The organism is Sphingobacterium spiritivorum (assembly GCF_016724845.1).
Classification (GTDB): Bacteria; Bacteroidota; Bacteroidia; order Sphingobacteriales; family Sphingobacteriaceae; genus Sphingobacterium; species Sphingobacterium spiritivorum_A.
Window position 1 is genome coordinate 1,443,281 of record NZ_CP068082.1, and the last position, 24,290, is coordinate 1,467,570.

20 protein-coding genes and 3 tRNA genes are annotated in these 24,290 nt (G+C 40.8%); 14 read left to right on the forward strand and 9 right to left on the reverse strand.

Annotation, left to right across the window (positions count from 1 at the left end):
* Positions 1 to 176: 176 nt before the first annotated feature.
* The 6 genes from I6J03_RS05950 to I6J03_RS05975 all read left to right on the forward strand — a co-directional run bounded on the left by I6J03_RS05950 (position 177) and on the right by I6J03_RS05975 (position 2,934).
* Positions 177 to 941 (forward strand): UDP-2,3-diacylglucosamine diphosphatase, encoded by a 765-nt coding sequence (locus tag I6J03_RS05950; RefSeq protein ID WP_003008275.1) that lies wholly within the window; start codon positions 177 to 179, stop codon positions 939 to 941.
* A gap of 88 nt (positions 942 to 1,029) precedes the next feature.
* Positions 1,030 to 1,359 carry a DMT family transporter gene (locus tag I6J03_RS05955; RefSeq protein WP_003008276.1) on the forward strand — a complete coding sequence of 110 codons (330 nt, stop codon included), beginning with the start codon at positions 1,030 to 1,032 and terminating at the stop codon, positions 1,357 to 1,359.
* 96 nt (positions 1,360 to 1,455) lie between these two features.
* Positions 1,456 to 2,529: a peptide chain release factor 1 gene (gene prfA, locus I6J03_RS05960; protein ID WP_003008279.1), complete on the forward strand. Its 1,074-nt coding sequence runs from the start codon at positions 1,456 to 1,458 to the stop codon at positions 2,527 to 2,529.
* A 71-nt stretch (positions 2,530 to 2,600) separates the two neighbouring features.
* Positions 2,601 to 2,674: transfer RNA gene (locus I6J03_RS05965), tRNA-Asp, on the forward strand.
* A 59-nt stretch (positions 2,675 to 2,733) separates the two neighbouring features.
* Positions 2,734 to 2,807, forward strand: a tRNA-Asp gene (locus I6J03_RS05970).
* 53 nt (positions 2,808 to 2,860) lie between these two features.
* Positions 2,861 to 2,934: transfer RNA gene (locus I6J03_RS05975), tRNA-Asp, on the forward strand.
* A gap of 114 nt (positions 2,935 to 3,048) precedes the next feature.
* Here I6J03_RS05975 and I6J03_RS05980 read toward each other — a convergent pair.
* A complete protein-coding gene (locus tag I6J03_RS05980) occupies positions 3,049 to 4,002 on the reverse strand; it encodes a glycoside hydrolase family 43 protein (protein WP_003008281.1) in 954 nt (317 codons plus the stop codon).
* A 371-nt stretch (positions 4,003 to 4,373) separates the two neighbouring features.
* Here I6J03_RS05980 and I6J03_RS05985 point away from each other — a divergent pair, with 371 nt between their 5' ends.
* The 3 genes from I6J03_RS05985 (at position 4,374) to I6J03_RS05995 (ending at position 7,812) form a co-directional block, all read left to right on the forward strand.
* A complete protein-coding gene (locus I6J03_RS05985) occupies positions 4,374 to 4,955 on the forward strand; it encodes an RNA polymerase sigma factor (RefSeq protein WP_002997234.1) in 582 nt (193 codons plus the stop codon).
* Positions 4,956 to 4,994: 39 nt separating this feature from the next.
* Entirely contained in the window at positions 4,995 to 6,101 is a 1,107-nt protein-coding gene (locus I6J03_RS05990; RefSeq protein WP_236586218.1) for a S1C family serine protease, read from the forward strand.
* Positions 6,102 to 6,297: 196 nt separating this feature from the next.
* On the forward strand, positions 6,298 to 7,812 hold the full coding sequence (locus I6J03_RS05995) for a TPM domain-containing protein (RefSeq protein WP_003008288.1): 1,515 nt from the start codon (positions 6,298 to 6,300) through the stop codon (positions 7,810 to 7,812).
* A gap of 75 nt (positions 7,813 to 7,887) precedes the next feature.
* Here the strand turns inward: I6J03_RS05995 and I6J03_RS06000 are convergent, their stop codons facing one another.
* Positions 7,888 to 8,523, reverse strand: coding sequence for a peroxiredoxin (locus I6J03_RS06000; protein ID WP_002997239.1), 636 nt, complete (start codon positions 8,521 to 8,523; stop codon positions 7,888 to 7,890).
* A 179-nt stretch (positions 8,524 to 8,702) separates the two neighbouring features.
* On the opposite strand from I6J03_RS06000, the gene I6J03_RS06005 reads away from it, so the two are divergent.
* Entirely contained in the window at positions 8,703 to 9,842 is a 1,140-nt protein-coding gene (locus tag I6J03_RS06005) for an acyl-CoA dehydrogenase (protein WP_003008290.1), read from the forward strand.
* Positions 9,843 to 9,914: 72 nt separating this feature from the next.
* Here I6J03_RS06005 and I6J03_RS06010 read toward each other — a convergent pair whose 3' ends face one another.
* Complete coding sequence (locus I6J03_RS06010) at positions 9,915 to 10,904, reverse strand: hypothetical protein (protein ID WP_003008292.1); 990 nt, start codon at positions 10,902 to 10,904, stop codon at positions 9,915 to 9,917.
* Between the two features lie 250 nt (positions 10,905 to 11,154).
* Here I6J03_RS06010 and I6J03_RS06015 point away from each other — a divergent pair, with 250 nt between their 5' ends.
* A complete protein-coding gene (locus tag I6J03_RS06015; protein ID WP_003008294.1) occupies positions 11,155 to 11,763 on the forward strand; it encodes a hypothetical protein in 609 nt (202 codons plus the stop codon).
* A 10-nt stretch (positions 11,764 to 11,773) separates the two neighbouring features.
* On the opposite strand, the gene I6J03_RS06020 is transcribed toward I6J03_RS06015, so the two are convergent.
* The 5 genes from I6J03_RS06020 to I6J03_RS06040 form a co-directional block, all read right to left on the reverse strand.
* Positions 11,774 to 13,888 (reverse strand): type IA DNA topoisomerase, encoded by a 2,115-nt coding sequence (locus I6J03_RS06020; RefSeq protein ID WP_201694225.1) that lies wholly within the window; start codon positions 13,886 to 13,888, stop codon positions 11,774 to 11,776.
* 96 nt (positions 13,889 to 13,984) lie between these two features.
* Complete coding sequence (locus I6J03_RS06025) at positions 13,985 to 15,349, reverse strand: deoxyguanosinetriphosphate triphosphohydrolase (protein ID WP_003008299.1); 1,365 nt, start codon at positions 15,347 to 15,349, stop codon at positions 13,985 to 13,987.
* Between the two features lie 60 nt (positions 15,350 to 15,409).
* Positions 15,410 to 16,636 carry a Glu/Leu/Phe/Val dehydrogenase dimerization domain-containing protein gene (locus I6J03_RS06030; RefSeq protein WP_201694227.1) on the reverse strand — a complete coding sequence of 409 codons (1,227 nt, stop codon included), beginning with the start codon at positions 16,634 to 16,636 and terminating at the stop codon, positions 15,410 to 15,412.
* 29 nt (positions 16,637 to 16,665) lie between these two features.
* A complete protein-coding gene (gene hppD, locus I6J03_RS06035; RefSeq protein WP_003008303.1) occupies positions 16,666 to 17,793 on the reverse strand; it encodes a 4-hydroxyphenylpyruvate dioxygenase in 1,128 nt (375 codons plus the stop codon).
* Positions 17,794 to 17,813: 20 nt separating this feature from the next.
* A complete protein-coding gene (locus tag I6J03_RS06040) occupies positions 17,814 to 18,971 on the reverse strand; it encodes a homogentisate 1,2-dioxygenase (protein ID WP_039990099.1) in 1,158 nt (385 codons plus the stop codon).
* A gap of 312 nt (positions 18,972 to 19,283) precedes the next feature.
* Between I6J03_RS06040 and I6J03_RS06045 the strand changes: the two genes are divergently transcribed.
* Positions 19,284 to 20,267: a fumarylacetoacetate hydrolase family protein gene (locus I6J03_RS06045; protein WP_003008309.1), complete on the forward strand. Its 984-nt coding sequence runs from the start codon at positions 19,284 to 19,286 to the stop codon at positions 20,265 to 20,267.
* A gap of 51 nt (positions 20,268 to 20,318) precedes the next feature.
* Entirely contained in the window at positions 20,319 to 21,224 is a 906-nt protein-coding gene (locus I6J03_RS06050) for a flavin reductase family protein (RefSeq protein ID WP_003008311.1), read from the forward strand.
* Here the strand turns inward: I6J03_RS06050 and I6J03_RS06055 are convergent.
* Positions 21,210 to 22,976 carry an aromatic amino acid hydroxylase gene (locus tag I6J03_RS06055; RefSeq protein WP_003008313.1) on the reverse strand — a complete coding sequence of 589 codons (1,767 nt, stop codon included), beginning with the start codon at positions 22,974 to 22,976 and terminating at the stop codon, positions 21,210 to 21,212. The two genes, I6J03_RS06050 and I6J03_RS06055, sit on opposite strands and share 15 nt — an antisense overlap.
* A 253-nt stretch (positions 22,977 to 23,229) precedes the next feature.
* On the opposite strand from I6J03_RS06055, the gene I6J03_RS06060 reads away from it, so the two are divergent.
* Complete coding sequence (locus I6J03_RS06060) at positions 23,230 to 24,285, forward strand: aldose epimerase family protein (protein WP_003008315.1); 1,056 nt, start codon at positions 23,230 to 23,232, stop codon at positions 24,283 to 24,285.
* Positions 24,286 to 24,290: the final 5 nt, after the last annotated feature.

The following is a 24,290-nucleotide window of genomic DNA, read 5'->3' on the forward strand; positions in this document are numbered from 1 at the left end:
CTAATTTATGTGCGAACTCAACACCCGCAGGAGGCGGATTTTAATTTCACTTTCTATCCGGAGTGCAGATGATCAGGTTGTCAATGTGACCTTTCCTTTCTGGATGTGAGGCCAGGATTGCAATTTAGTCCGTGTCCGAATTTGAATATTAGACTGATTTAGGTAGTTTTGAACAAATGTCTGACAGAAAAAATATCTATTTCGCATCCGATTTTCATTTAGGTTCCTATCCTGAAGAAAAATCAATTGCCCGTGAACATGAGATAGTAAGATGGTTAAATCACATCAAATCCGATGCAAAAGAACTCTATCTTATGGGGGACGTATTTGACTTTTGGTTTGAATACCGGTCCGTGATTCCTAAAGGATACATCCGCTTTCTGGGAAAATTAGCTGAATTAGCAGACGAAGGAGTAAAAATCACCTTCTTCAAAGGAAACCACGATATGTGGATGTTTGGATATCTGCGGGATCAGCTTGGAGCGAATATTATAGATAATGAGCTTGAAATAATCAGAGATGGCAAATCCTTCTATTTACATCATGGAGATGGTTTGGGAGATGGAGATAAAAAATATAAGATTCTAAAAAAAATATTCCGTAGCAGAGCCTGTCAATGGCTATTTGCCAGACTGCATCCTAATCTGGGTATCGGAATAGCACAGCGCTGGTCCAGATCCAGCAGAGCGGCCAATGATATAGATGAGATCTTTCTGGGCGAAGATAAGGAGTGGCTGATCCAATATGCCAGACAACTGGAAAACACTCAACACTTTGATTTCTATATTTTCGGCCACCGTCACCTTTCTTACTATCTTCCGCTTTCTTCAGAAAGTCAGATTATTAATCTGGGGGAATGGTTCAAAGGTAAATCCTATGCGGTTTGGAATGGCACAACGTTAGAGTTGCTGCAGTGGAATAGTGAGCCTACAACAGCATAAGCGCAATTCAGCAATTAAAAAAATTGTAAAAAGACTCCGATTTAAATTTGTAATTCAGACCTTTGCCCTACATATTTAGAGACAGATTATGAATTGGATTATTCTTATCATCGGAGGATTATTTGAAGTAGGTTTTACGACCTGCCTGGGAAAAGCAAAAGAAACATCGGGGACGCAGATGTATCTGTGGTACCTGGGCTTCCTGATCTCTTTGTTTCTCAGTATGGGCTTACTCATGAAGGCCACACAAACATTACCGCTGGGAACGGCCTATGCTGTATGGACAGGAATAGGTGCAGTAGGCACTGTACTCATGGGCATCTTTTTCTTTAAAGAACCCGTTGACTTTTGGAGAGTTTTCTTCATTTTCACTTTAATCGCTTCGATAATAGGGTTAAAGGTGGTTTCTTCCCATTAATATAACTTATAAAAAGCGACAAAATTTCCTTATTTTTGTGCACTAAAAAAAGACACATCTTAGCCGCTGGCCGGAGTGTCGTCATATTTTGATTTTATGTTAGACAAATTACAAGCTATAAAAGAACGTTGGCAGGAAGTGGAAGCTGAATTAAGCAATCCTGATACAATCAGTGATATGAAACGTTTTGCCAAACTGAATAAAGAGTATAAAGATTTGGGTAAAATTGTTGATCAGTACCATATTTACAAAAACATGGTCAGCAACATCGATGCAAATAAAGATATTCTGGCAAACGAGAAAGATCAGGAGCTTAGAGAGATGGCCAAAGAAGAGCTGGACATACTGTATGGACAGAAAGAAGAGAAAGAAGAAGAAATTCGTCTTATGCTTATTCCAAAAGATCCTGAAGATGCTAAAAATGCGATTATTGAGATTCGTGGAGGAACAGGTGGTGACGAAGCCGCATTATTTGCAGGAGATCTTTACCGCATGTATACCCGCTTCTTCGAAACTAAAGGCTGGAGAAATGAAGTGATGGATGTCACAGAAGGAACTTCAGGAGGCTATAAAGAGGTCATCCTTAAAGTAATCGGAGACGACGCCTATGGCCAGTTAAAATATGAATCAGGAGTACACCGTGTACAACGTGTACCGGATACAGAGACGCAGGGTCGCGTACATACATCAGCAGCCTCAGTTGCAGTATTACCGGAAGCAGAAGATGTAGACGTAGAATTGAATCCCGGAGATATTGAAATGCAGACATCCCGTTCGGGAGGTGCCGGTGGTCAGAACGTAAATAAAGTAGAAACCAAAGTACAATTAACACACAAACCTTCAGGAATCGTAGTGGTATGTCAGGTAGAGCGTTCACAACTGGCCAACAGAGAACTGGCGATGGAGATGCTCCGTAACAAATTGTATGAGCTGGAAGTTCAGAAGAAACACGGCGATACTGCAGCAAAAAGAAAAACAATGGTATCTACAGGTGACCGCTCGGCAAAAGTACGGACGTATAACTACCCGCAAGGTAGAGTTACCGAACACCGTATTGGTTTAACATTGTACAACTTACCTGCTGTTATGGATGGTGATATTCAAGGAATTATCGATGCATTACAGTTTGCTGAGAATGCAGAAAAGATGAAAGAGGGAACTGTAGAGTAGTTTTTTTTCAAAAATTATTAGCAAATAAAGAAATTAACGCTATATTTGCACACCTTCTCAGGAAGGAAAAAGGTCTGGTAGTTCAGCTGGTTAGAATACATGCCTGTCACGCATGGGGTCGCGGGTTCGAGTCCCGTCCAGACCGCTAAAAAAAAAGAAGTAAGTAGTACTTCATAAATGTTCTTTATTTAATTAAAAATTTGAGGTCTGGTAGTTCAGCTGGTTAGAATACATGCCTGTCACGCATGGGGTCGCGGGTTCGAGTCCCGTCCAGACCGCTTCAAATGAAGTGAAAACTTCAAATTTGTTCTTTATTACAATTAAAAAATTAGGTCTGGTAGTTCAGCTGGTTAGAATACATGCCTGTCACGCATGGGGTCGCGGGTTCGAGTCCCGTCCAGACCGCTTTTAAAGCATCCACATAATGTGGATGCTTTTTTTTTTGCTTTAAATAGAAGTCATTTCTCACTGTTCCGATCTTTACAGACACAACTTCTGCTGAAAGTTTTTATACTTACCTTATTTCAAGGGATGACTGACGCCTGCAGACGTCATTTTTACAGGTAAGATATAGCCATCCTTATCAAATTTCAATTCATCAATACAGGTTTCTCTTTCATTCGCACCGGTTTTACCAATAGGGCGACGATGATACACCATAAAGTATTTATCAGCATCAGGAGCTTTTATCACAGAATGATGACCTGCTCCGACAGCTATCGTCAAATCCTGTTCTAAGATAGTAGAGATCCTTTCAAACGGCCCAAACGGAGAATCGGCAATAGCATAGGCGACTTTATAATCTGGTCCGGTCCATCCCCCTTCAGACCACATAAAATAATACTTATCATTATGAATAAACATAAATGGACCTTCTACATAGTTTTCAGGAGTTACTTCTTTATATAACTGTCCGTCCGGAAATGGCTGTATACCTGTGAAGTCATCCTTCAGACGCACAACATTACAATGTTTCCACCCTCCGTAATACATATAATAGCTGCCATCCTTATCTTTAAAGACAAACTGATCAATGGGTTGTGCACCATTAATAATATCTTGTATAAGAGGCTTACCCAATACATCTTTATAAGGACCTTCAGGCTTGTCCGCCACCGCGACTCCAATCCCTCCTACCTCTCCCTGATGCACATCATTTGCCCCAAAGAACAGATAATACTTTCCTCCCTTTTCAATTACACTGGGGGCCCACATTGCTTTTTTAGCCCACTTGACAGCAGCCGTATCCAATATCCGTTCATGCTTATCCCAATGAACCAGATCTTTGGATGAAAAAGCATCAAAAAAGATCTGCTTCTCATATGGAGCAGAATACGTCGGAAATATCCAGTATGTATTGTTATATACAATACCTTCCGGATCAGCATACCAGCCTTTGATCACAGGATTTTGTTGGGCAAAGCCAAAAGTCATAAAACTAAGACAGGCAAATAAGGAAATTTTCTTTTTCATAGGCAGATCATGTTAATTCTAAAAACTGAACAGCATTTAGAATTTCAGTGTTATAGGTTTGTTTTCAGATTGAAGATAATAAAAAGACTTGATAAATCGATTTATCTGTTGAATTTAAAGATTAGAGCCGGTTGTATATTCAGGATTTGCGAAAAGTGACAAATGTGGCAAAAGTCACTGTTAAAAAATAAATCTTTGAGACACAACATTCCGGCAATACTAACCGTTCTAATTCAAAAAATGCCCAAATAATCCTATCCATTTTAAAAAAAATAGTGTACGTTTGGAATGAGTAACTACATGCTTTTCGTTAAAAGTTTCAAATTCATCAAAGTAGTTGGGTTACTATTAGTTATAAAAGGTATTAATAGGTGAGTAAGTTTAGCAAATCATTCACTCCGGAAAATGACCAGGAAATAATCGATGGAATTCTGATTGGTGATCATTTAGCTTTAGATGCAATCTACAAGTTATATTATCCCAGTATCAGCCATATGATTATCCAGAATAATGGTAGTGAGGAAGAAGCGAAAGATATTTTTCAGGAAGCTGTAATAGTGCTTTATGATAAAGTATCACACGGAGATTTTGAGTTGAAAAGTAAACTTAAAACCTATCTGTATTCGATTTGCAGAAGACTATGGTTGAAGCAGCTCAATCGTAATGGTGCAGGATATGCAACAAATGACATTCGTGATTATGAAGATACCCTTCAATATGAAGATGACATCGATAAACACGAAGAGCTGGATCTCAGATTTGCACAAATGGAAGAAGCCATGAACAAACTGGGAGAGCCCTGTAAAACGATTCTTCATGATTTTTATATCCTGAATCGTTCGATGCAGGACATTTGTGAAAAATTCGGCTATACGAATACTGACAATGCCAAAACTCAAAAATACAAATGCCTGCAAAGGCTGAAAAAGTATTTTTTTCAGAGTGAGAATTAATTTGTAACTAATATAATAATAAGGACCAGTGTCATGGCAATGATGAGTCAACAAGAATTTTATGACCTCGCAGATCGATACCTTCGAAATGAGATGACCACGGAAGAGCGCGTGTCCTTTGAAGCATTTTGTGCTGAAAATCCGACTTTCAGTATCCAGCTTCAACAACACCGTATATTTATCAGCGATATGCAGTCTGTATCGGCTCGCATGGATTTCAAAAATCAGCTAAAAAATGTATCGGCATCCTACCACCGCAGTCATAAACATAAAACACAAACAAAAGAAACGCCTGTTGTTCCGATTCAGGCACGCTTTAAACTAAATATCGCCGTAGCCGCAGCTGTTGCTATTATATCCGTATTCTCGACTTTATGGATGAGCGGATACTATACCAATCTGGAGAAAGCATCGACAGACTACAGTGCTCTGCGTAGAGATATGAATAATGTAAAGCGCAATGTCAACGAACATAATGCAGCATTACGCAATATCGACACCAAGAAAAAAGATATCAACAATAAAGTAGACAGTCACTACGGAGCTACAGGTTTTATGGTGACTAAAGACGGCTATGTTGTGACCAATTTTCATGTGATCAACGGTGCTGACTCCATCCACTTACAGAATAACAAAGGAGATTCATTCAGAGCAAGTGTTATTTATACGGATGCAGCAAAAGATCTGGCTATTCTGCATATTAATGACAGTAATTTCAGAAAGCTTAAAAGTATCCCTTATACCTTCAAATCAAGATCTTCAGATTTAGGAGAAGATATTTATACTATCGGATTCCCTCGTGATGAAGCGGTCTACGGACAGGGATATCTGAGTTCCGCAACCGGATATGCCGGCGACACCATCGCTTATCAAATATCTATTCCGGTCAATCCTGGTAACAGTGGAGGTCCGGTACTGGATAATAAAGGAAATATCATCGGTATTATCAGCGGTAAACAAACTGGTCTTGACGGTGCAGGTTTTGCAATTAAAACTAAAATCCTGTTAGATGCATTAAATGAAATCCCCGCTAATTCATTAAACGGAGACATCGTTTTAAATAAAAAGAATAGTCTGTCCAACTTATCAAGAACAGATCAGATCAAACAATTGCAAGACTATATTTACATGGTAAAAGTCTTTTAAAAATACCTTTATAATACGAACAGAGCTTCATCCTTAGAAAGATGAAGCTCTTTTTTGTTATTTATGTTTCAGTTTTTTTTATATTCGGTGAAGTACAATACATTTATGTTTCTTTCGTATTATATATGAATTGTGAAGAAATAACCAACACCCCCGAAATAAATGATCGGATTCTTAGAGAAGTAAGTAATACCAAATGAAAAACAACAAGAGTTTCATGCATGTCTTATTCTATACCATATCTTGTATAGTTATCCATGCTTTCCTCCTTTTCGGATCCCTGACTGCACAGGCTCAATATACTGTAGAGGAGATTCCAAATCCTAAAGAGAACGGACAGAATTATTATGTAAGCAATCCAAACGGCATACTCAGCAGTGCTGCTGAATCTGAAATAAATCAGATGGCAGTTGAAATTGAAGCAAAGACAAAAGCTGAAATCGCAGTAGTTGTTGTCCGTGATTTTGAAGGAGATGATGACTTTGCTTTTGCGCACCGTCTTTTTAATACCTGGGGGATCGGTAAAAAGGAAGCAAATAATGGCCTGCTGCTTTTTATTGGTACGGACAGACATTATTATCGTTTTATAACCGGTTACGGAATGGAAGCTCTTCTTCCTGATGCCTATCTCAAAAGAGTAGGTGAATCTTTTCTGGTTCCTCATTTTCGCAATTCAGACTATGATGCCGGAGTTATAGCTGCCATGCAGGCCATTAAGCAATCTCTGTTTGCTCCTGATTCGGTAAAGGAACTGGATTCTATACTCAAACGTAATAACTCATTCTGGTTCAAACATGCTGAACTTTTAAATAAAGCAGGGATCATTTTATTAATCGTATTGATAGTATACCTCTATCTCGGATGGATTACCAAATCCGTATCTGGGAGGGTTAAAATCAAAAAAGGACTACATCCCGTTGTAAGCGGTTGCGGGTGTTTCGGAATACTGATATTCTTCAGTGTCTTTATCTTTGCATTTGGATTTAATAATCTGGAGGAAGTTTTTAAACTAAAAAATCTTCCTATATTTTTAGCGATACTGGGCAGTCTGATTCTGGCCATGAAGTACAACCAATCAAGAACACTCATCAGCGATTCGTACCAGGATGATGAAAGTAAGTCCACAGCCCTTTCCAAATTTTCAACACGAACTTTGCTGATCCCTTTGATCGCTCCGCTAGCTTTCTTTGACCTGTTTGCGGTATCCAAATTCAGAAATAAAGTAAAAGTCCGCTTTATTCCTCCGGATGAGTCAGGACAATGGAAACGAATAAATAAGGATGAAATCAGCACAAAGGAACTTACAAAATATCTGAACGATGGTCAGAGAACCGAACAAAAGGTCAATTCCAAAATTTTCGAATTCTGGAAAAACACATTGTCCGGAAAAATTCAGGTGAATAGTTTTGACGGAGAAGAGGCTTCTTCCTATGAGGAGTGTCCCAAATGTCACTTCTTTACCTTCCACACTCCTTATGTCAAAACAATAACAGCAGCCACTTATTCCAGCTCAGGCACAGGTATAGAAAAACAGGATTGCAGAAATTGCAGGTATGAGATAGAGTTAGGCAAAGTCACTATACCTAAAAAAGTCAGAAGCAGTTCCTCAGGATCTTCCGGTTCATCCGGCTCTTCGGGTTCGTCCGGCTCATCGGGAGGAAGTTTCGGAGGCGGGTCAAGTGGCGGAGGAGGAGCCGGGGGCAGATGGTAGTTCCAGCAAATAAAAATGCCTTTCATTGTGCATAAATTAAGACACTATGAAAGGCATTTATGATGATCGTAATTGCTACAAATTCGGCTGCGGAGTTGTACGCAGATAAGGTTTTATTTCCTTAAATCCTTTTGGAAATTTAGCCGGGATATCTTCTGTTTTGATAGCCGGTACAACGATCACATCCTCTCCGTGTTTCCAATCTGCAGGTGTAGCTACAGAGTAATCAGCGGTAAGCTGTAAGGAATCAATCACACGTAGTATTTCATCAAAATTACGTCCTGTAGATGCCGGATAAGTCAAGGTCAGTTTGATCTTCTTATCAGGTCCGATAATAAATACAGAACGTACTGTTGCAGTAGCTGAAGCATTGGGGTGGATCATATCATACAACTCAGAAATATGACGATCGACATCCGCTACAATCGGAAAATTGACTGTCGTATCCTGCGTTTCATTAATATCCTTTACCCAGTTGTGATGGTCTTCCAGATTGTCCACACTCAAAGCAAGTGCCTTCACCCCTCTTTTATCAAACTCTGATTTAAGTTTGGCAGTCCTGCCCAGCTCAGTCGTACATACCGGTGTATAATCTGAAGGGTGTGAGAAAAATACAACCCAGCTGTCTTTGATATAATCATGAAAATCAATATCTCCTATTGTTGTTTGCGCCTTGAAATTCGGGGCTTCGTCTCCTAATCTTAAACTCATAATTTCTTAATGTTATTAAATTAAAAACCTGTTTACCCTACTAATATAGTAGATTTTATTTTATAAACAAATTTCAACTCCAAATTGTGACAATGAAGAGATAAAAAATAAAATTTTACTATGCATGCATAATATATTTTTAATATATTTGGATATAAACCATCAAAAATGAGCGCGTTATGATATTTGAACTAAGCGAAGAACATAAAATGATACAGGCGGCTGCCCGTGACTTTGCACAACAGGATCTTAAACCGGGTGTGATCGAGCGTGATGAACTGGCCAAATTTCCCTATGAACATGTTAAGCAGATGGGACAACTTGGCTTTATGGGCATGATGGTCGATCCGCAATATGGTGGTGCCGGCATGGGTACAATCGCCTATACGCTCGTGCTGGAGGAGCTAGCCAGGATTGATGCTTCAGCAGCTGTCATCATGTCTGCAAACAACTCTCTCGTATGCTACGGATTAGATGCATTCGGAACGGAAGAACAAAAGAATAAGTATTTATATCCGCTTGCCTCCGGTGAAAAATTAGGCGCTTTTGCGTTGTCAGAACCTGAAGCGGGATCTGATGCGACTTCACAGCATACACTTGCAGAGGACAAAGGAGATCATTATCTGCTGAATGGAACAAAAAACTGGATTACTAACGGTGGAAATGCAGATTACTACCTCGTAATTGCTCAGACACATCCAGACAAAGGTCATCGGGGTATTAATGTTCTGATTGTAGAAAAAGGAATGGAAGGCTTCACCATAGGCCCGAAAGAAAATAAACTAGGTATCCGCAGTTCAGACACACACTCTCTTATGTTTTCGGATGTCAAAGTACCTAAAGAAAACCGTATAGGTGAAGATGGATTCGGATTCAAATTTGCCATGAAAACACTTGACGGAGGTCGTATAGGTATTGCTGCACAGGCACTGGGTATTGCGGCGGGAGCCTATGAACTCGCACTGGCATATGCTAAGGAAAGGAAGACATTTGGTAAACCGATTTCCGAACATCAGGCGATTCAATTCAAACTGGCTGATATGGAAATGGAAATAGAAGCTGCGCGACTCCTTATTCATAAAGCCGCCTGGCTCAAAGATAACGGACAACCTTATGGTAAAGCAGCTGCTATGGCCAAATTATTCGCATCAGAAGTCGCAATGAAAACAACAATTGAAGCAATACAGATCCACGGAGGATATGGATATGTCAAGGAATACCATGTCGAACGTCTGATGCGGGATGCAAAAATCACACAGATCTATGAGGGCACTTCCGAAATTCAGCGTCTGGTCATAGCCCGTGAAATCTTAAAATAAGATCTCAAAAAAGTATAATTGTTAATAAATCAGCTAAGTCCCGATCGCTGCATGTGATCGGGACTTTTTATATTATGCTAACGGAAGGGTAATCTCCGTATTCGGAATAAAGGCGTTCTGTTCATTCGCAATGAAACTCATCGGATGTTCAGGATCCTTGATAATCTCAAACAATATAAAGCCCCAGGGTTTCCAGAAGTTTTCCAATACCTGCCCGTAAGTCTTCACCTGCCAATGATCAAATATAGGTTTCATCGACATATCAGCCAGCGGCATAGGTTCTACATACACCATTGCAGGCGTATGTAAGTACGTATATTCCGGGAGTCTGTTGAAAAGATATGCAGAATAAAAATATCGTGCTGCTAATTCTTCAAATTGTATAGGGTGCAATTGTTTGTCTGCCAGCAACTGTAACGCCTCTTCATGATAGATATTATTGGTAGCATTATCCTGTAAGCAGGCAATAAGTCCAAAATCATTCATACGAAGTGAAAAAATCAAAGTATTTATCTCATCCCGGTAGTTGAAGGTTTGAGGAGGGTTATCTACAGGCACGACAACCAGTGAAAAAGGCAACGTATTTTCAAACTCCATAGGTATAAGCAGGGATTGTAACATTGCATGCAGATTTTTAAATTTCTGCACAAGCGCCTGTGAAAAATTCATATCCTCTCCGGATAACACCTGCTGGCGTATTCCTGATTGAATCTCATTAAATACAACTCCGTATACAATTTTTGCCATCCATTGAAAAAGAGTAACAGGAGGAAGACTTTTAACAGCAGTATAACCTTCGGCAAAAGCACGTTCCACCTCCGACTCCATTTTTTCGATGGTCAATGCAGCTTCAGCACTGCATGGAAGTTTTAATGATTTATATGTCACTACATTTTCGTCCAACATCTTGAACGGCTTTTCTTCCAGATCAAAAGCCCGCATCATCCATACCGGAAAGACCTGAATCTGCTCGTCTGCTGACGTCAGAGGCTGACCTGTCAGAAAACAGGTATTATTATCAAACTTAAATGTTTTAAAAGGATTATATAATGTTGTCGACATAAGGATACAAAAGTAGCCTATTTCCAATATAAAAAAGTTTACATACTGTCAAGAATTCCTTTACATACTGCACTTAATTATCCACAGAGAGGCTTCCATAAGTTTTGTCCACCTTTTCAACCTGTAGAAAACGTGATTTGCATTCGGTATGTGTTGGATTCTACGCCAGCGGTATCTCATTTTTTTTAATTCTTTATGGAATGTTGTAGTTTCCGGCATCTATCTGTTAATTACAAACCAGTTATAAATAATGAAAGTACGAATTAATCAGGAAAAGACTTTAGATCTTATTATTCTTTCTATCCGCTGTTTATTAGCATTTATTTTTCTATCCTATGGTATCGGTAAACTTTCCGGGGGTCAGTTTGGGAATCTGACAACTGAGGAACTGGCAACTCCCATAAAAGATCTTTCGCTCTTCAAAACAGGCTGGTATCTTTTTGATCACCAACCCTTTAAATATTTTATCGGAATTTCACAGATTATAGCCGCATTATTGCTTCTTTATAAAAGAACTGTCATTATCGGGGCATTAATGCTTATTCCCATAATAGTGAACATTCTGATCATCGATCTTACTATTATGCCGTATAGTTTCAAAATAGCCTTTACTTTCCGTCTGTCTTTTTACCTGCTCTTTATAGCATTGTTACTCTATTATTATAGAGAAGATATAATGCCAATGCTGAAGAAGCTGACGAATATACATACACTCAAATACAAACACAGCAAGCTGTCCTATCTCCTTATTCCAGTATTTATGGTACTTCTGGAATGCTTAAACGGAATTTTTAAAATGATTTATCTGATTGCTTCAAACCCGCAACGTACCTGGGAAATGCTAAAGGATCTCTTCTGATCAGGAATGATTATGCAATACTTACTTTCAGATTTTCAAAAACCAAAACACCGTCTACTTTTTTACCTCCTTTATCCTGAAGATTTTTCAATGCGCTGGTCTTCCCCTTCTCCAGTAAATTTTTCATTTCCTTTTCTTCCAATGTGACACCGGAGAGCGTTCGCCATATTTTGAAGTCACAACCTCTTGCGTAATGATCACATTGCGCTACTTTCTCATACAGAATCATACTGCCCTTATCACATTTAGGACATTTTATAGAGACAGTCTGTTTGGGTGGTTCCACATCCTGTGTCAGTGAAATCCGCAATTGCAGCAATTCTTTAGTGATACGGACCGTAAAGTCCTTGATATGTTTCATAAACACATCATAGGAGACTTTATTTGCACGCATTTCTTCCAGTTTCTGTTCCCACTTACCGGTCAGTTCCACTTTTGCGATAGCCCTGTCTTTCACCAGGTTATACACGGCCAGTCCTTTATCGGTAGGAATCAGTTTCTTCTTATCTCTTCGGATATAATCACGTTGAAACAACGTTTCAATAGTCGCAGCCCGTGTAGCAGGTGTACCCAATCCACAGTCCTTCATCGCCTGGCGCATCTCATCGTCATCGATCTCCTTACCTGAAGTTTCCATTGCTTTTAAGAGAGAAGCTTCTGTATGGATAGGTTTGGCCTTGGTAAATTTTTCCATCAGATCCAACGCCAGTATTTCCAGTAATTCTTCCGCTGAAAGCTTCGGCAACTGTGCGTTTTCAGTATCTGCATCATCATTATCCTTCTTATCGTCCTCCGGTTGTTCCAGCTGATCCGCAGACAGTCTCCAGCCATACTGCTTGATAACTGTTCCTTTGGCGATCAGCTCCACTCCTTCTGCATCCATGATGACGGTAGTGATATCCTTAAGACACACATCAGAGAAACTTTCCACCATACGTTTAGCAATCATATTATATATATTGGATTGCTCCTTAAGCATAGCAGAAGGTTTTTCATCCGTAACAAGCAGGGCATGGTGATCTGTTACTTTTTTATCATCTACAGAGCGCTTATTGAGTTTGGCACCAATCAGATTTCGGCTTATTGTTGCGATCCCCTCTTCAGCAGTATCTGCAAGATGCTGGAAAAGCTCCTCTATTTTTTCAAATACATCCTCTCCGATGTAGCGGCTGCCTGTACGTGGATAAGTGATCACCTTCTTTTCGTAGAGGGTCTGTGCAATACTGAGTGTCTGATCGGCAGAATATCCGTATTTCTTATTGGCATCCTGCTGTAAATTGGTCAGATCATACAGCAAAGGAGGAGGTTCTTTTACTTCCTTTCCTTCTACTTTGGTCACTTTGGCCGAAGTTCCAACGGTTAGTTTTGCCAGTGTTTCCTCTGCCAGATCCTTCTGATCTATTCGGTTAGATGTGGCTTTAAACTTGATATTTTCTTTTTCAAACTGCGCCTGGATCTTATAGAAAGCAGTCGGTTTGAAGTTTTTATTTTCGATAAAACGGGAGCAGATCATCGCGAGTGTAGGCGTCTGTACACGACCCAGAGACAGTAATCCACGATTGCCGGCAGCCAGAGTAATAGCCTGTGTCGCATTGATACCGATCAGCCAGTCCGATTCGGAACGCGACCTTGCAGACATATAAAGACTATCGTACTCGCTTCCTTCTTTGAGATTGGCAAATCCTTCTTTTATCGCTTTATCTGTCTGACTGGAAATCCATAATCTCTTGAAGGGAACATTTGCGCCCAGATAATAATAAATATTACGAAATATCAATTCTCCTTCGCGCCCCGCATCCGTCGCTACAATCACCTCTTCGGCTTTATCCAGCAACCCTTTAATCGTATTCAACTGTTTTAAAGCCCCTCCGTCATCCATTTGCTTACCGTCTTTCTTTACTTTCTTAGACTCCAGCTTGAATTGCGCAGGTATAATAGGCAGATTAGAAACCGACCAGGTATGAAAACCATATGCCTGCGGCGTACATAGCTGCACCAGATGGCCAAACGCATAGGTAAATGCATATCCATTACCCGAAATATAGCCGTCATTCACTTCCTTGGCTCCCATAACACGAGCCAGATCCCTTGCAACAGACGGTTTTTCCGCGATAACTACTTTCATGTATTTTGTATTGTGCTATTAGTATAAAGGATAAGGAAAGGACAATATAGCATGTATAACACATTTCTACCTGCCCTCTCCTTACATCATTATTCGTTAATCTATGGAAGGAATGGTAATTCCTTTTATTTTGCGATATAAATCGATGGCATATACATCGGTCATACCTGATACATAATCCAGTATAGAACGTATCTTGGAATATGCATCATCCTGAGTTGTGTAAAACTGGTTTGGAACCAATGCAACCAACTTCTGATCATAGCCATTTTTATTCTTTTTGAGGTAAGCAGGTACAAATTCAGCCAATAGAGCATTCATAACCTTATAACCAGCCACTTCAATCTGAACAACAGTAGGCGCATTATAAATCTGCGCAACAGAGATTTTGGATATTTTTTTCATCTGTTGCACGACATCATCCTCCAGTGCATCCATCAGTGCCATTGGAAATGTACCTGCCAGAAATTTATCCTGTTCCTTGAAAAACACATCTACACATCCGTGGATTAAGGTATTGATTGCTTTTGCACGAAGTAAAGCTACCCTGCTGGCTGTATCATTAAGACTATCCAGCCGGTTGCGCAGGTTTTCACCGCCACAAAGAGGCAAAAGTAATTCCTCTACTTCTTTATAAGACAGGATCTTGAGATGGTGTGCATCTTCCAGATCGATAATATTGTAACAGATATCATCTGCGGCCTCTACCAGATAAACTAAAGGATGACGAAGGTATCCTTTAGGGTTCGTCGGATCCTGCAGTAATCCCAACTCAGTTGCTATTTTAGCGAATGACTCCCGCTCAGCCGTAAAAAAACCATACTTTTTGCGATGATGATTCTTTTTTACATGTCCGTCAATAGCCGCACAGGGATATTTGACAATAGATGCCAGAGAAGTATATGTCAGTGCAAAACCTTTGTCATCTTTCCCGTTAAAAGGGTGAGTCAATATGCGCAATGCATTTGCATTACCTTCAAAATGGGTCAGATCTGCCCATTCTTCTGCAGAGACCTGCTCCTGAAATTTGCGCCCCTCTCCTTCTGTAAAATAAGTCGAGATGGCCGATTCTCCGGAATGCCCGAAAGCGGGATTACCCAGATCATGCGACAGACAAGCTGCTGATACAATATTTCCGACTTCCTGTAAAAACGGATAGTCTTCGTCTACATCAGGGTTTGTTTCTTTCATCTTTGCATAAAAGAGTCTGCCCAACGAACGGCCTACACTTGCTACCTCCAGACTGTGAGTCAAACGATTATGAACAAACACTGCTCCGGGCAATGGAAATACCTGAGTTTTGTTCTGCAACCTTCTGAATGGAGATGAAAAAATTAATCTGTCGTAGTCTCTCTGAAATTCTGAACGAGCCTCTAAATGATCTTTATTAACACGATCTTCGTACCCCCAACGTTTAGCGGAGAGCAGCTGTTTCCAATTCATTTGCATGTTTTCAGACATAGCGCAAATATACTGTTTCTAACGCAAAAGGTTTCGCTATGAATGCTACTGAAACGAGATTTATACCAATTCTTTTAATGCGATTTCATAAGCATGAGAAGATAAATGTGTCCTTGCAGCTGTTGTTTTGCGGATCTTTTGCAGCGCATTGTAAATAATAGCAGAAACATCCGAAAAAATCGCTTCATCACTGATCTCCACATTTGGCTGCATCAGGTAGGCAAAGACTCTTGCCATTCCGCTATTGGCAATAAAATCAGGAATGACTGCCACCTGCTGATCTGCAAATTCCATCACCGGCCCGTAAAATATCTCTCTGTCTGCAAAAGGCACATTCGCTCCTGATGCGATGACTTCCAACCCGTTATCCACTAACTGACTGACCTGCTCTTTTGAGACCAGACGGGAAGCTGCTGCCGGAATAAATATTTCTGCACCGATATTCCAGACTTCTTCGTTGATCTGTGCAAAGGGCAGCAGATCCGGAGTATGCAGTTCATTCTTTTTTCTATTCAGAAAAAGCGTAGTAATCTCTTCTTCCGTAAACCCATCTTTGTTGATTAGTCCGCCAGCCCGATCAATTATCCCGACTATTTTCACGCCGAGTCTGCTCAGATAAAAGGCTGCTGAAGCGGCAACATTTCCCCAACCCTGAATAATGGCACGTTTTCCGCCACAGGTATCTCCGTAAAGGTTGTAAAAGTGTTTCACAGATTCTGCCACGCCGTAACCTGTTATCATATCTGCTACTTTATACTTTCGCTTCAGGTCCGGACTGAAGGCCGCATCTTCCAATACTTTGGAAACACCATACCGCAGCTGTCCGATCTGATGTATACGATCCTTTTCGCGAACATTAAAATGTCCGTTCAGCACCCCTTCCTGCGGATGCCACAGTCCGTACTGTTCTGTTAATGGTATTACATCGTGTATTTCATCGACATTCAGATCTCCTCCTGTACCATAATAGTTTTTCAGTAAAGGCGTGACGACTTTAAACCAGCGGTCGAGTACAGCTTCTTTACGGGGATCGGAAGGATCAAAATTTATTCCTGATTTGGCTCCTCCGATTGCCGGACCGGAGACGGTAAATTTAACTTCCATAGTCTTGGCAAGGGATTCGACCTCGTTCCGGTCCAAACCGGCCCGCATACGGGTGCCTCCGCCCGCAGCTCCGCCCCTAAGGGAGTTGATCACGACCCAACCTTCAGCTTCGGTCTCATTGTCTTTCCATTCAAATATAATTTCGGGCCTTTTACGCTCAAAAGCCTGCAAAAGTTCTTTCATAAATTGGCTGATTTTTAAAAATAATATGTCTACAGATTTCCCCGTTTTTCCTGCTCCCTTTCAATCGCCTCAAACAGTGCTTTAAAATTTCCGGCTCCAAAACTTTGTGCTCCTTTACGTTGTATGATTTCATAAAAAAGTGTAGGTCTGTCTTCTACAGGTTTGGTAAATATTTGAAGCAGATACCCTTCATCGTCCCTATCGACCAGTATACCAAGTTCCTGAATCACTTTTATTTCTTCATCAATCACGCCGACCCGATCAGGCAACATGTCATAATATGCTTCCGGCGGAGCACCCAAAAATTCTACTCCTCTCGCTTTAAGCGCTTTGACAGTGCCTACAATATCCTTTGTTGCTAATGCTGCATGTTGCACACCCTCTCCTTCATAATATTCCAGATATTCTTCAATCTGGGACTTTTTCTTGCCTTCCGCCGGTTCATTAATCGGAAATTTCACATATCCGTTTCCGTTACTCATCACCTTACTCATCAAGGCAGAATATTCCGTATTGATCTGTTTGTCATCAAAAGAAAGCACATTTACAAATCCCATCACATGCTGATACCATTCTACCGTTTCATTCATCTTATTCCATCCCACATTACCGACGCAGTGATCGATATACAGCAATCCGGTCTCTTCCGGCTGATAGTCGCTCTGCCAGACTTCATAGCCCGGCATAAATGTGCCCTTATAATTTTTACGCTCTATAAACATATGGATGGTCTCTCCGTACGTATAGATTCCTGAAGTGCAAACTTCTCCATGCTGATCTTTCATAACCTGAGGTTCATGATAGGGTTTTGCACCACGCATTACCGTCTCCTCAAATGATTTGGCCGCATCATCTACCCAAAGTGCAAGGATCTTGACCCCATCACCATGTTTTTTGACATGCTCGGCTATAGGATGCTCAGAACGCAGTGCGGTCGTCAGCACCAGTCTGATCTTATTTTGTTTTAATACATAGGAAGCCCGGTCTCTCACTCCTGTTTCCGGCCCCGCATAGGCTTCCGACTGGAATCCGAATGCTGTTTTATAATAATGTGCTGCCTGCTTGGCATTGCCTACATAGAATTCAATGTAATCTGTTCCGTTGATGGGCAGGAAATCCTGCGCCAGAGCTATTTTTTCTGCAAAAGTCTGTGCCATAATGCTGATATTTTTAATTTCTAACCTATCCAGGATTTATAATATTCCTGATCTTCAACTTCTAATGCTTCTTCTGTCAGCATCAACGGCCTGAAAGGATCGATCATGACTGCCAGTTCTTCTGTTTTTGTCTGTCCTATACTTTTCTCCACTGTTCCCGGATGTGGTCCATGCGGAATACCTCCGGGATGTAGGGTGATCTGCCCGCGTTCCACACTTTTACGACTCATAAAATCTCCGTCCACATAATACAATACTTCATCGGAGTCTACATTACTGTGATTATACGGAGCAGGAATGGACTGCGGGTGATAGTCGTATAATCTCGGACAAAAACTACATAACACAAACGTTTCGGTCTCAAAGGTTTGGTGTACCGGAGGAGGCTGATGAAGTTTTCCGGTGACAGGCATAAAATCGTGAATAGAAAAAGCCCATGGATAATGATATCCGTCCCAGCCCACAAAATCAAAGGGGTGACTGCCATACACATAGGGGTATATTAGCCCTTGTTTTTTGATTCTGATTTCAAATTCGCCGGTCTGATCTATCGTTTCCAGATCTTCCGGTCGTTTGATATCTCTTTCACAAAACGGAGCATGCTCCATAAGCTGTCCGAATTCATTCCGGTAACGTTTAGGTGTCCGGATCGGAGAAAAAGATTCTACAATAAACAATCTGTTGTCAGGATTGTCAAAATGTAACTGATAAATAACACCACGCGGAATGACAAGATAGTCCCCATATTCAAACCGGATCTTTCCGTAGCCTGTTTTCAGTACACCGCTACCTTCGTGTATAAAGATAATCTCATCCGCCTGACTGTTTTTATAGAAGTAATCCAGCATGGAGAGTCTCGGAGCTGCCAGTGATACATGAAGGTCCTGATTGACCAGTACAGGTGTACGGCTTTCGAGATAATCATCCTTAGGTTGTACTTTAAAACCTTTCAGACTGGTGTGTTTGAGATGCTTTTCACGCGCTATGCGTGGAGATACATCATACGGATCCCGGATCTGCTTCACTAATGTTGGCGGATAGCAATGATAGACCAGAGAGTACGTACTGGAGAAGCCATGAGTTGACACCAGTTCTTCAGAGAACAGTTCACCGTTTGGTTTCCGGAAAATAGTGTGTCTTTTTTGAGGGACTTTTCCCAATTGATGATAAATTGGCATGATAAAGTCTATTTTAAAAATATGAAACAATATAGTGTTAAACCTGCCAAAGGATTATTTGGCGCAAGAAAAGAAATGCCTAATATTGGGCAAAAACAACATCTGCAATCATCGCCTTTACTAAAGCGATCATGCCCAAGGATACCGTAAGGTACTGTAGTCCAAAGATGTTCATAACTGGTATATAAGTTTATCTCAAATATAAGATTTATTTACTATATCTTTTTTAGATATTGCACAAATAAATCAGATCATCATTATATTTACTTCCATATTCCTTATTTATGATGATTTTAACGGCTATATTTTGATATGAGACTTGTAACATGCGAATATGACAACAAGGAGCAACTCGGATTTATTTTAGATGACCAGATCTACATCTGCAGTCAGACGGACCCGGGCTTGCCTGTATCTATGAACGATTTTCTGGAAGGAGGTCAGCAAAGTATACAGGCGATGTCCAGGGCGGTCGAACTTGCTAAAAAAGGAAAATTCAGCAACATTGCACTTGACTCACGTCATATTCAATTATTAGCCCCGGTACCTTATCCATCTTCATTTCGGGATGCCTATGCTTTTCGCCAGCATGTGTCAACATCCAGACGTAATCGCGGATTGGAAATGATTCCGGAGTTTGATAAGTTTCCTGTTTTTTACTTTTCGAATCATCGCGCTATCATGGGACCCGGCAGCGTATCCTGTATGCCCCTGCATTTTGATCAACTTGATTTTGAACTTGAAGTAGCCGTCGTACTGAATAAACGGGGAAAGAATATACCTGCCTCTGAAGCGGATCAGTATATAGCAGGCTATATGATTATGAATGATCTGAGTGCCCGACATCTCCAGATGGAAGAAATGAAACTTAACCTGGGTCCGGCAAAAGGGAAAGATTTCGCAACAATGACAGGCCCTTATCTGGTCACAAAAGATGAACTGGAGTCGTATAAGGTTACAACACCTGAAGGCCATACAGGAGATACTTACAATCTGCATATGAGTTGTGCAGTAAACGGAAAACAGGTATCTGCCGGAAATTTGGCAGATATGAACTGGACCTTTGCAGAAATCATAGAGCGTGTATCTTACGGAGTCGAGGTTTTCCCGGGAGATCTTATCGGATCAGGAACTGTCGGAACAGGGTGCTTTCTGGAACTCAATGGTACCGGAAAGCGAAATGACCCGAATTATCAGGTACAATGGCTACAACCGGGAGATCATATCAGTATGCAGGTTACAGGATTGGGACAGTTGGATAATACTGTTGTTCTTGATCCTATAAATAAATATTAAAATATCCTTTTTTACTAGCCTTTATATTTTTCATTATTAATTGAATAGCTCATGTCCGATATCAAAACCAAAGTAATAGATCCCATCCAGCAACAGGCTATTTTTGATAACCTTATCAAATATGCCATTGCACCGCGTCCCATATGTTTTGCAAGTACGGTAGATGTTACCGGTCAGGTCAACCTCAGCCCTTTCAGCTATTTCAATTTAATGTCCCACCAACCTCCTGTTTGTGTGTTTTCACCTTTGAGAAGAATGCGGGACGGAACAACCAAGCATACGCTTGAAAACATAAAAGAAGTAAAAGAGGTCGTTATCAATATTGTCAACTACGATATGGTACAGCAGCAATCGCTTGCCAGTACGGAATATGCAAAGGGAATCAATGAATTTGAAAAATCCGGCTTTACAGCTTTGCCTTCCACATATGTAAGACCTCCCCGGGTTGCCGAATCGCCTGTACAGCTTGAATGTAAGGTAAAAGACATCATCGCGCTGAGTGATGATCCCGGAGCCGGCAATCTTGTCCTTGCGGAGGTGGTATGCATGCATATACACGAGGACTTGCTGGACAGTGACAATCAGGTTGATCAGGCAAAACTGGATCTTGTCGCGAGATTGGGCGGTGACTGGTACTGCCGCGTAACTGAGGAAAGTCTCTTTAAAGTCCCCAAACCTCTGCGCAACCTTGGTATAGGAATAGACAAGCTCCCTGAAAGTATTCGCTTTTCTACTGTTCTCACAGGGAATCATTTGGGTATGCTTGCAAATGTTGAGGTATTACCAGAGTTTTCTCCAACAGGTAACACATCACCAGACCAGAAGACCTTGTCTTCTCTGGAAAAATGGAAAGATGATCCTGTCAGATTCCAAAAAGAGCTCCATACACAAGCCGCCAAATTACTGGATACCGGAGAACTGCAGAAAGCCTGGCAGCTCCTGTTACTCGGTCAGTAATATACCAACATGATCATCTTTTGCTAATCGTATTCCGTCATGAATTAATTTGATAAGATGAACATGTTTTTCCTGTAATTTCAGGAGTATACCCTCTGCCGAAGAAGCAAGATCTACCCATTGTTCTTTAATTGCTATTTCCAGAATTTCTAAAAGGCCCAACCAGTCATCCGGATAGTGGTCTGAGAGTTCGGCACAGAGACCTGTCAATGTTTGCAATAAGGCCTTGCTTTCCCGTTCCTTTCTGATACGGGCATAAATCTGATGCAAGGTTATGGTCTGTTCATCGTATACCTGATGTAGCGTTTTTATTTCGGAAACAGTAGACTTCTGTTCAAATGCGTCCTTATCCGCAGCACCACAATATACCGATACAATTTCTTTACCCACAGCCATATCATATGTCCCCCATTCCGGATCAAAATACAGCTGACAGCTGCTGATCTCTACCACCTGACATGGCGCCATAGACACCAAAATCAGTTTTCCATGCTGACGAAGAACAGACTGAACTACACCTCTCACTTCAATACCTGAAGCAAAGGTGAGTACGGTTTCCCTGCCTACAACAATATCATACTTCACCAATTCCTCTTCCGTAAAATCTTCTAAAGCAACGTCGCTATCTTTCAACAGTCCTACCGGAGAACCAAAACCATCCCGATGATAGTTCTTACCATGCCCCTCCAATTGCTTATTTTGACAGGATAAGGCTGTAGGTCCTGCAGACTTAATATAGGACAAGGCATGATCATCATTTACTTTTTGAAATATTCCTGAAACCTGCAGTCCTGAGCTATATACAACTGTACATACATTCTGACAGGCAATGGCTTTATCCAGACTATCCTTCCCTCCGATCCGGAAAGCCATTGTATTGGCGAAATCATCCAATACGTTTCTCAGATGTACAAAATCCGGCGTAACAAATAATTGGGGCTGAGGTTGTGTTATATCATATGCATAATTCAGCGCATCGAGACTGTAAGGTAATTTCGGAACTTCCTTACGCATACAGGAAGCACTTTCTCCTATGGAAGATAACAAGCCGGCACCATAAATTTTCGGAACATCGGGGGTACCAATGAGCCCATATTCGACTGTCCACCAGTGTAGCCTGCTTAGTAAAGCCATTTCAGAAGGATCGCCCATATTCTCCTGAATATTTTTCAGGTGTAACTCTGCTTCTTCTATTTCCTTGCTGGTGGCATTATTCTTTTCTTTGATAATCGAAAGACTTCTGATCGCTTCATATAACGCAAAATCCTGAGCTGAAAACATAGCTTTCGCGCCTATCTCGCCAAAATATTGTAAATATTCAGCATATTCAGGTTCACCTATAATGGGTGCATGACCGGACGATTCGTGGATAATATCAGGAGCTGGTGTGTACTCGATATGTTCGAGCTGACGAATATCTGCAGCAATAACCAATACACGATGTGCCTGAAATTCCATGAATGCCGATGGGGGGATAAATCCGTCTACCGTAGCAGCTCCCCAGCCAATCTGCTTTAAACTGTCATTCATAGCCTGCAAATCCGGAATACGTTCTATTGTCAACCCTGCCTTTTTCAGCCCCGGAATGTAAGGATAATAAGCTACATCTTTCAGATAAGCATAATTTTGACGCATCACATAGCGCCAGATGGCCTGGTCAACGGGCGTGTATCTTTCGTATTGCTGAGGCACAACATATTTTTTAAGATGTGCGGGTAACTGCTCCAAAATCGGATTATTATATGTATCCATTTACAATCGGCTTTAACACAAACTTAAATATTTAGTCCCTGATGTGCAAATCCTTAATCCGAACATGACTTTATTTTAATAAAAGTTTTCAGGAGACAAATCTGTCTCCTGAATTTATAGGATAAGAATTATTTCAGAAGGGACCCTCTTTCATTGTGCCGTTTGGGCCGGCTGTGTACAAACAACCTGGATCAATGTTTCTTTTACACTTTAAAAATACTTAAATTAGACTAATTTTTTAGAACCCACAATCATGATATATCAACTACCTTCCTCCAAAAATTTTGAAAGTCAACTTAAGGACAAAAATACGCATCTCTTTATTTTGAAAAATGCCAGAGGAATGCAGGTTGCATTAAGTGATTATGGCGCACGTATAGTCAGTATTTTAGTTCCGGATCAAAAAGGAAACTTAAGAGATGTTGCACTGGGTTTTGATTCTATTCAAAAGTATTATGAAGCGGATGAGCAGTATCACGGCGTTACGGCAGGCCGCTTTGCGAATCGTATAGCCAATGGCAAATTTGAAATAAACGGCTCTTCGTATACTTTGGATCAGAATAACGGGATCAATTCTCTTCATGGTGGAGTAGAAGGTTTTCATCGCCGTGTGTGGGACAGAAGAATGAATCAGGAATCTTATGTAGAATTCTATTATGTTTCGAAAAACGGGGAAGAAGGTTTTCCCGGCAACCTGAGTGTTGTCGTTTCGTATTCATTGACGGATGAAAATGAGATCATCATCAAGTACCGTGCAGAATCTGACCAGGATACTGTTATTAACCTCACCAACCATACATACTTCAACCTCAATGGTGAAGGTAACGGCGATATTCTTAATCATCACTTACAGATCAATTCCACCGAATATCTTGCCGTAGATGAGCATCAGATTCCAAATGCTATTATACCCGTGGAAGGCACTGCTTTTGACTTCAGAGAGTTCAAGACCATAGCACAGGATATTGCAGCAAATGATGAACAGCTGATTGCTGCCAAAGGTTATGATCACTGCTTTGTAAACGCTATTCCCATTTCAAGTCCATGCGCTTCTGTATTCTCCCCTGACTCCGGAATACGAATGGATGTATTGACAACAGAGCCAGGCGTACAGCTTTATACCGGCAACTGGATGACCGGAAATGATATCGGAAAATCAGGCCACAAGTATTTGCCTTATGCAGGATTTTGTCTGGAAACTCAACACTATCCCGACAGTCCCAATCAACCGGAATTCCCGACTACCTCACTGAAAAAAGGAGAAGTATTTACTTCAGAAACGCATTTTAAATTTTCGATCCAAAAATAATATAA

Coding starts and splice junctions, on each gene's coding strand:
- I6J03_RS05950 (WP_003008275.1), top strand. CDS start 177: ATGTCTGACAGAAAAAATATCTATTTCGCATCCGATTTTCATTTAGGT.
- I6J03_RS05955 (WP_003008276.1), top strand. CDS start 1,030: ATGAATTGGATTATTCTTATCATCGGAGGATTATTTGAAGTAGGTTTT.
- prfA (WP_003008279.1), top strand. CDS start 1,456: ATGTTAGACAAATTACAAGCTATAAAAGAACGTTGGCAGGAAGTGGAA.
- I6J03_RS05980 (WP_003008281.1), bottom strand. CDS start 4,002: ATGAAAAAGAAAATTTCCTTATTTGCCTGTCTTAGTTTTATGACTTTT.
- I6J03_RS05990 (WP_236586218.1), top strand. CDS start 4,995: ATGATGAGTCAACAAGAATTTTATGACCTCGCAGATCGATACCTTCGA.
- I6J03_RS05995 (WP_003008288.1), top strand. CDS start 6,298: ATGAAAAACAACAAGAGTTTCATGCATGTCTTATTCTATACCATATCT.
- I6J03_RS06000 (WP_002997239.1), bottom strand. CDS start 8,523: ATGAGTTTAAGATTAGGAGACGAAGCCCCGAATTTCAAGGCGCAAACA.
- I6J03_RS06005 (WP_003008290.1), top strand. CDS start 8,703: ATGATATTTGAACTAAGCGAAGAACATAAAATGATACAGGCGGCTGCC.
- I6J03_RS06010 (WP_003008292.1), bottom strand. CDS start 10,904: ATGTCGACAACATTATATAATCCTTTTAAAACATTTAAGTTTGATAAT.
- I6J03_RS06015 (WP_003008294.1), top strand. CDS start 11,155: ATGAAAGTACGAATTAATCAGGAAAAGACTTTAGATCTTATTATTCTT.
- I6J03_RS06020 (WP_201694225.1), bottom strand. CDS start 13,888: ATGAAAGTAGTTATCGCGGAAAAACCGTCTGTTGCAAGGGATCTGGCT.
- I6J03_RS06025 (WP_003008299.1), bottom strand. CDS start 15,349: ATGTCTGAAAACATGCAAATGAATTGGAAACAGCTGCTCTCCGCTAAA.
- I6J03_RS06030 (WP_201694227.1), bottom strand. CDS start 16,636: ATGAAAGAACTTTTGCAGGCTTTTGAGCGTAAAAGGCCCGAAATTATA.
- hppD (WP_003008303.1), bottom strand. CDS start 17,793: ATGGCACAGACTTTTGCAGAAAAAATAGCTCTGGCGCAGGATTTCCTG.
- I6J03_RS06040 (WP_039990099.1), bottom strand. CDS start 18,971: ATGCCAATTTATCATCAATTGGGAAAAGTCCCTCAAAAAAGACACACT.
- I6J03_RS06045 (WP_003008309.1), top strand. CDS start 19,284: ATGAGACTTGTAACATGCGAATATGACAACAAGGAGCAACTCGGATTT.
- I6J03_RS06050 (WP_003008311.1), top strand. CDS start 20,319: ATGTCCGATATCAAAACCAAAGTAATAGATCCCATCCAGCAACAGGCT.
- I6J03_RS06055 (WP_003008313.1), bottom strand. CDS start 22,976: ATGGATACATATAATAATCCGATTTTGGAGCAGTTACCCGCACATCTT.
- I6J03_RS06060 (WP_003008315.1), top strand. CDS start 23,230: ATGATATATCAACTACCTTCCTCCAAAAATTTTGAAAGTCAACTTAAG.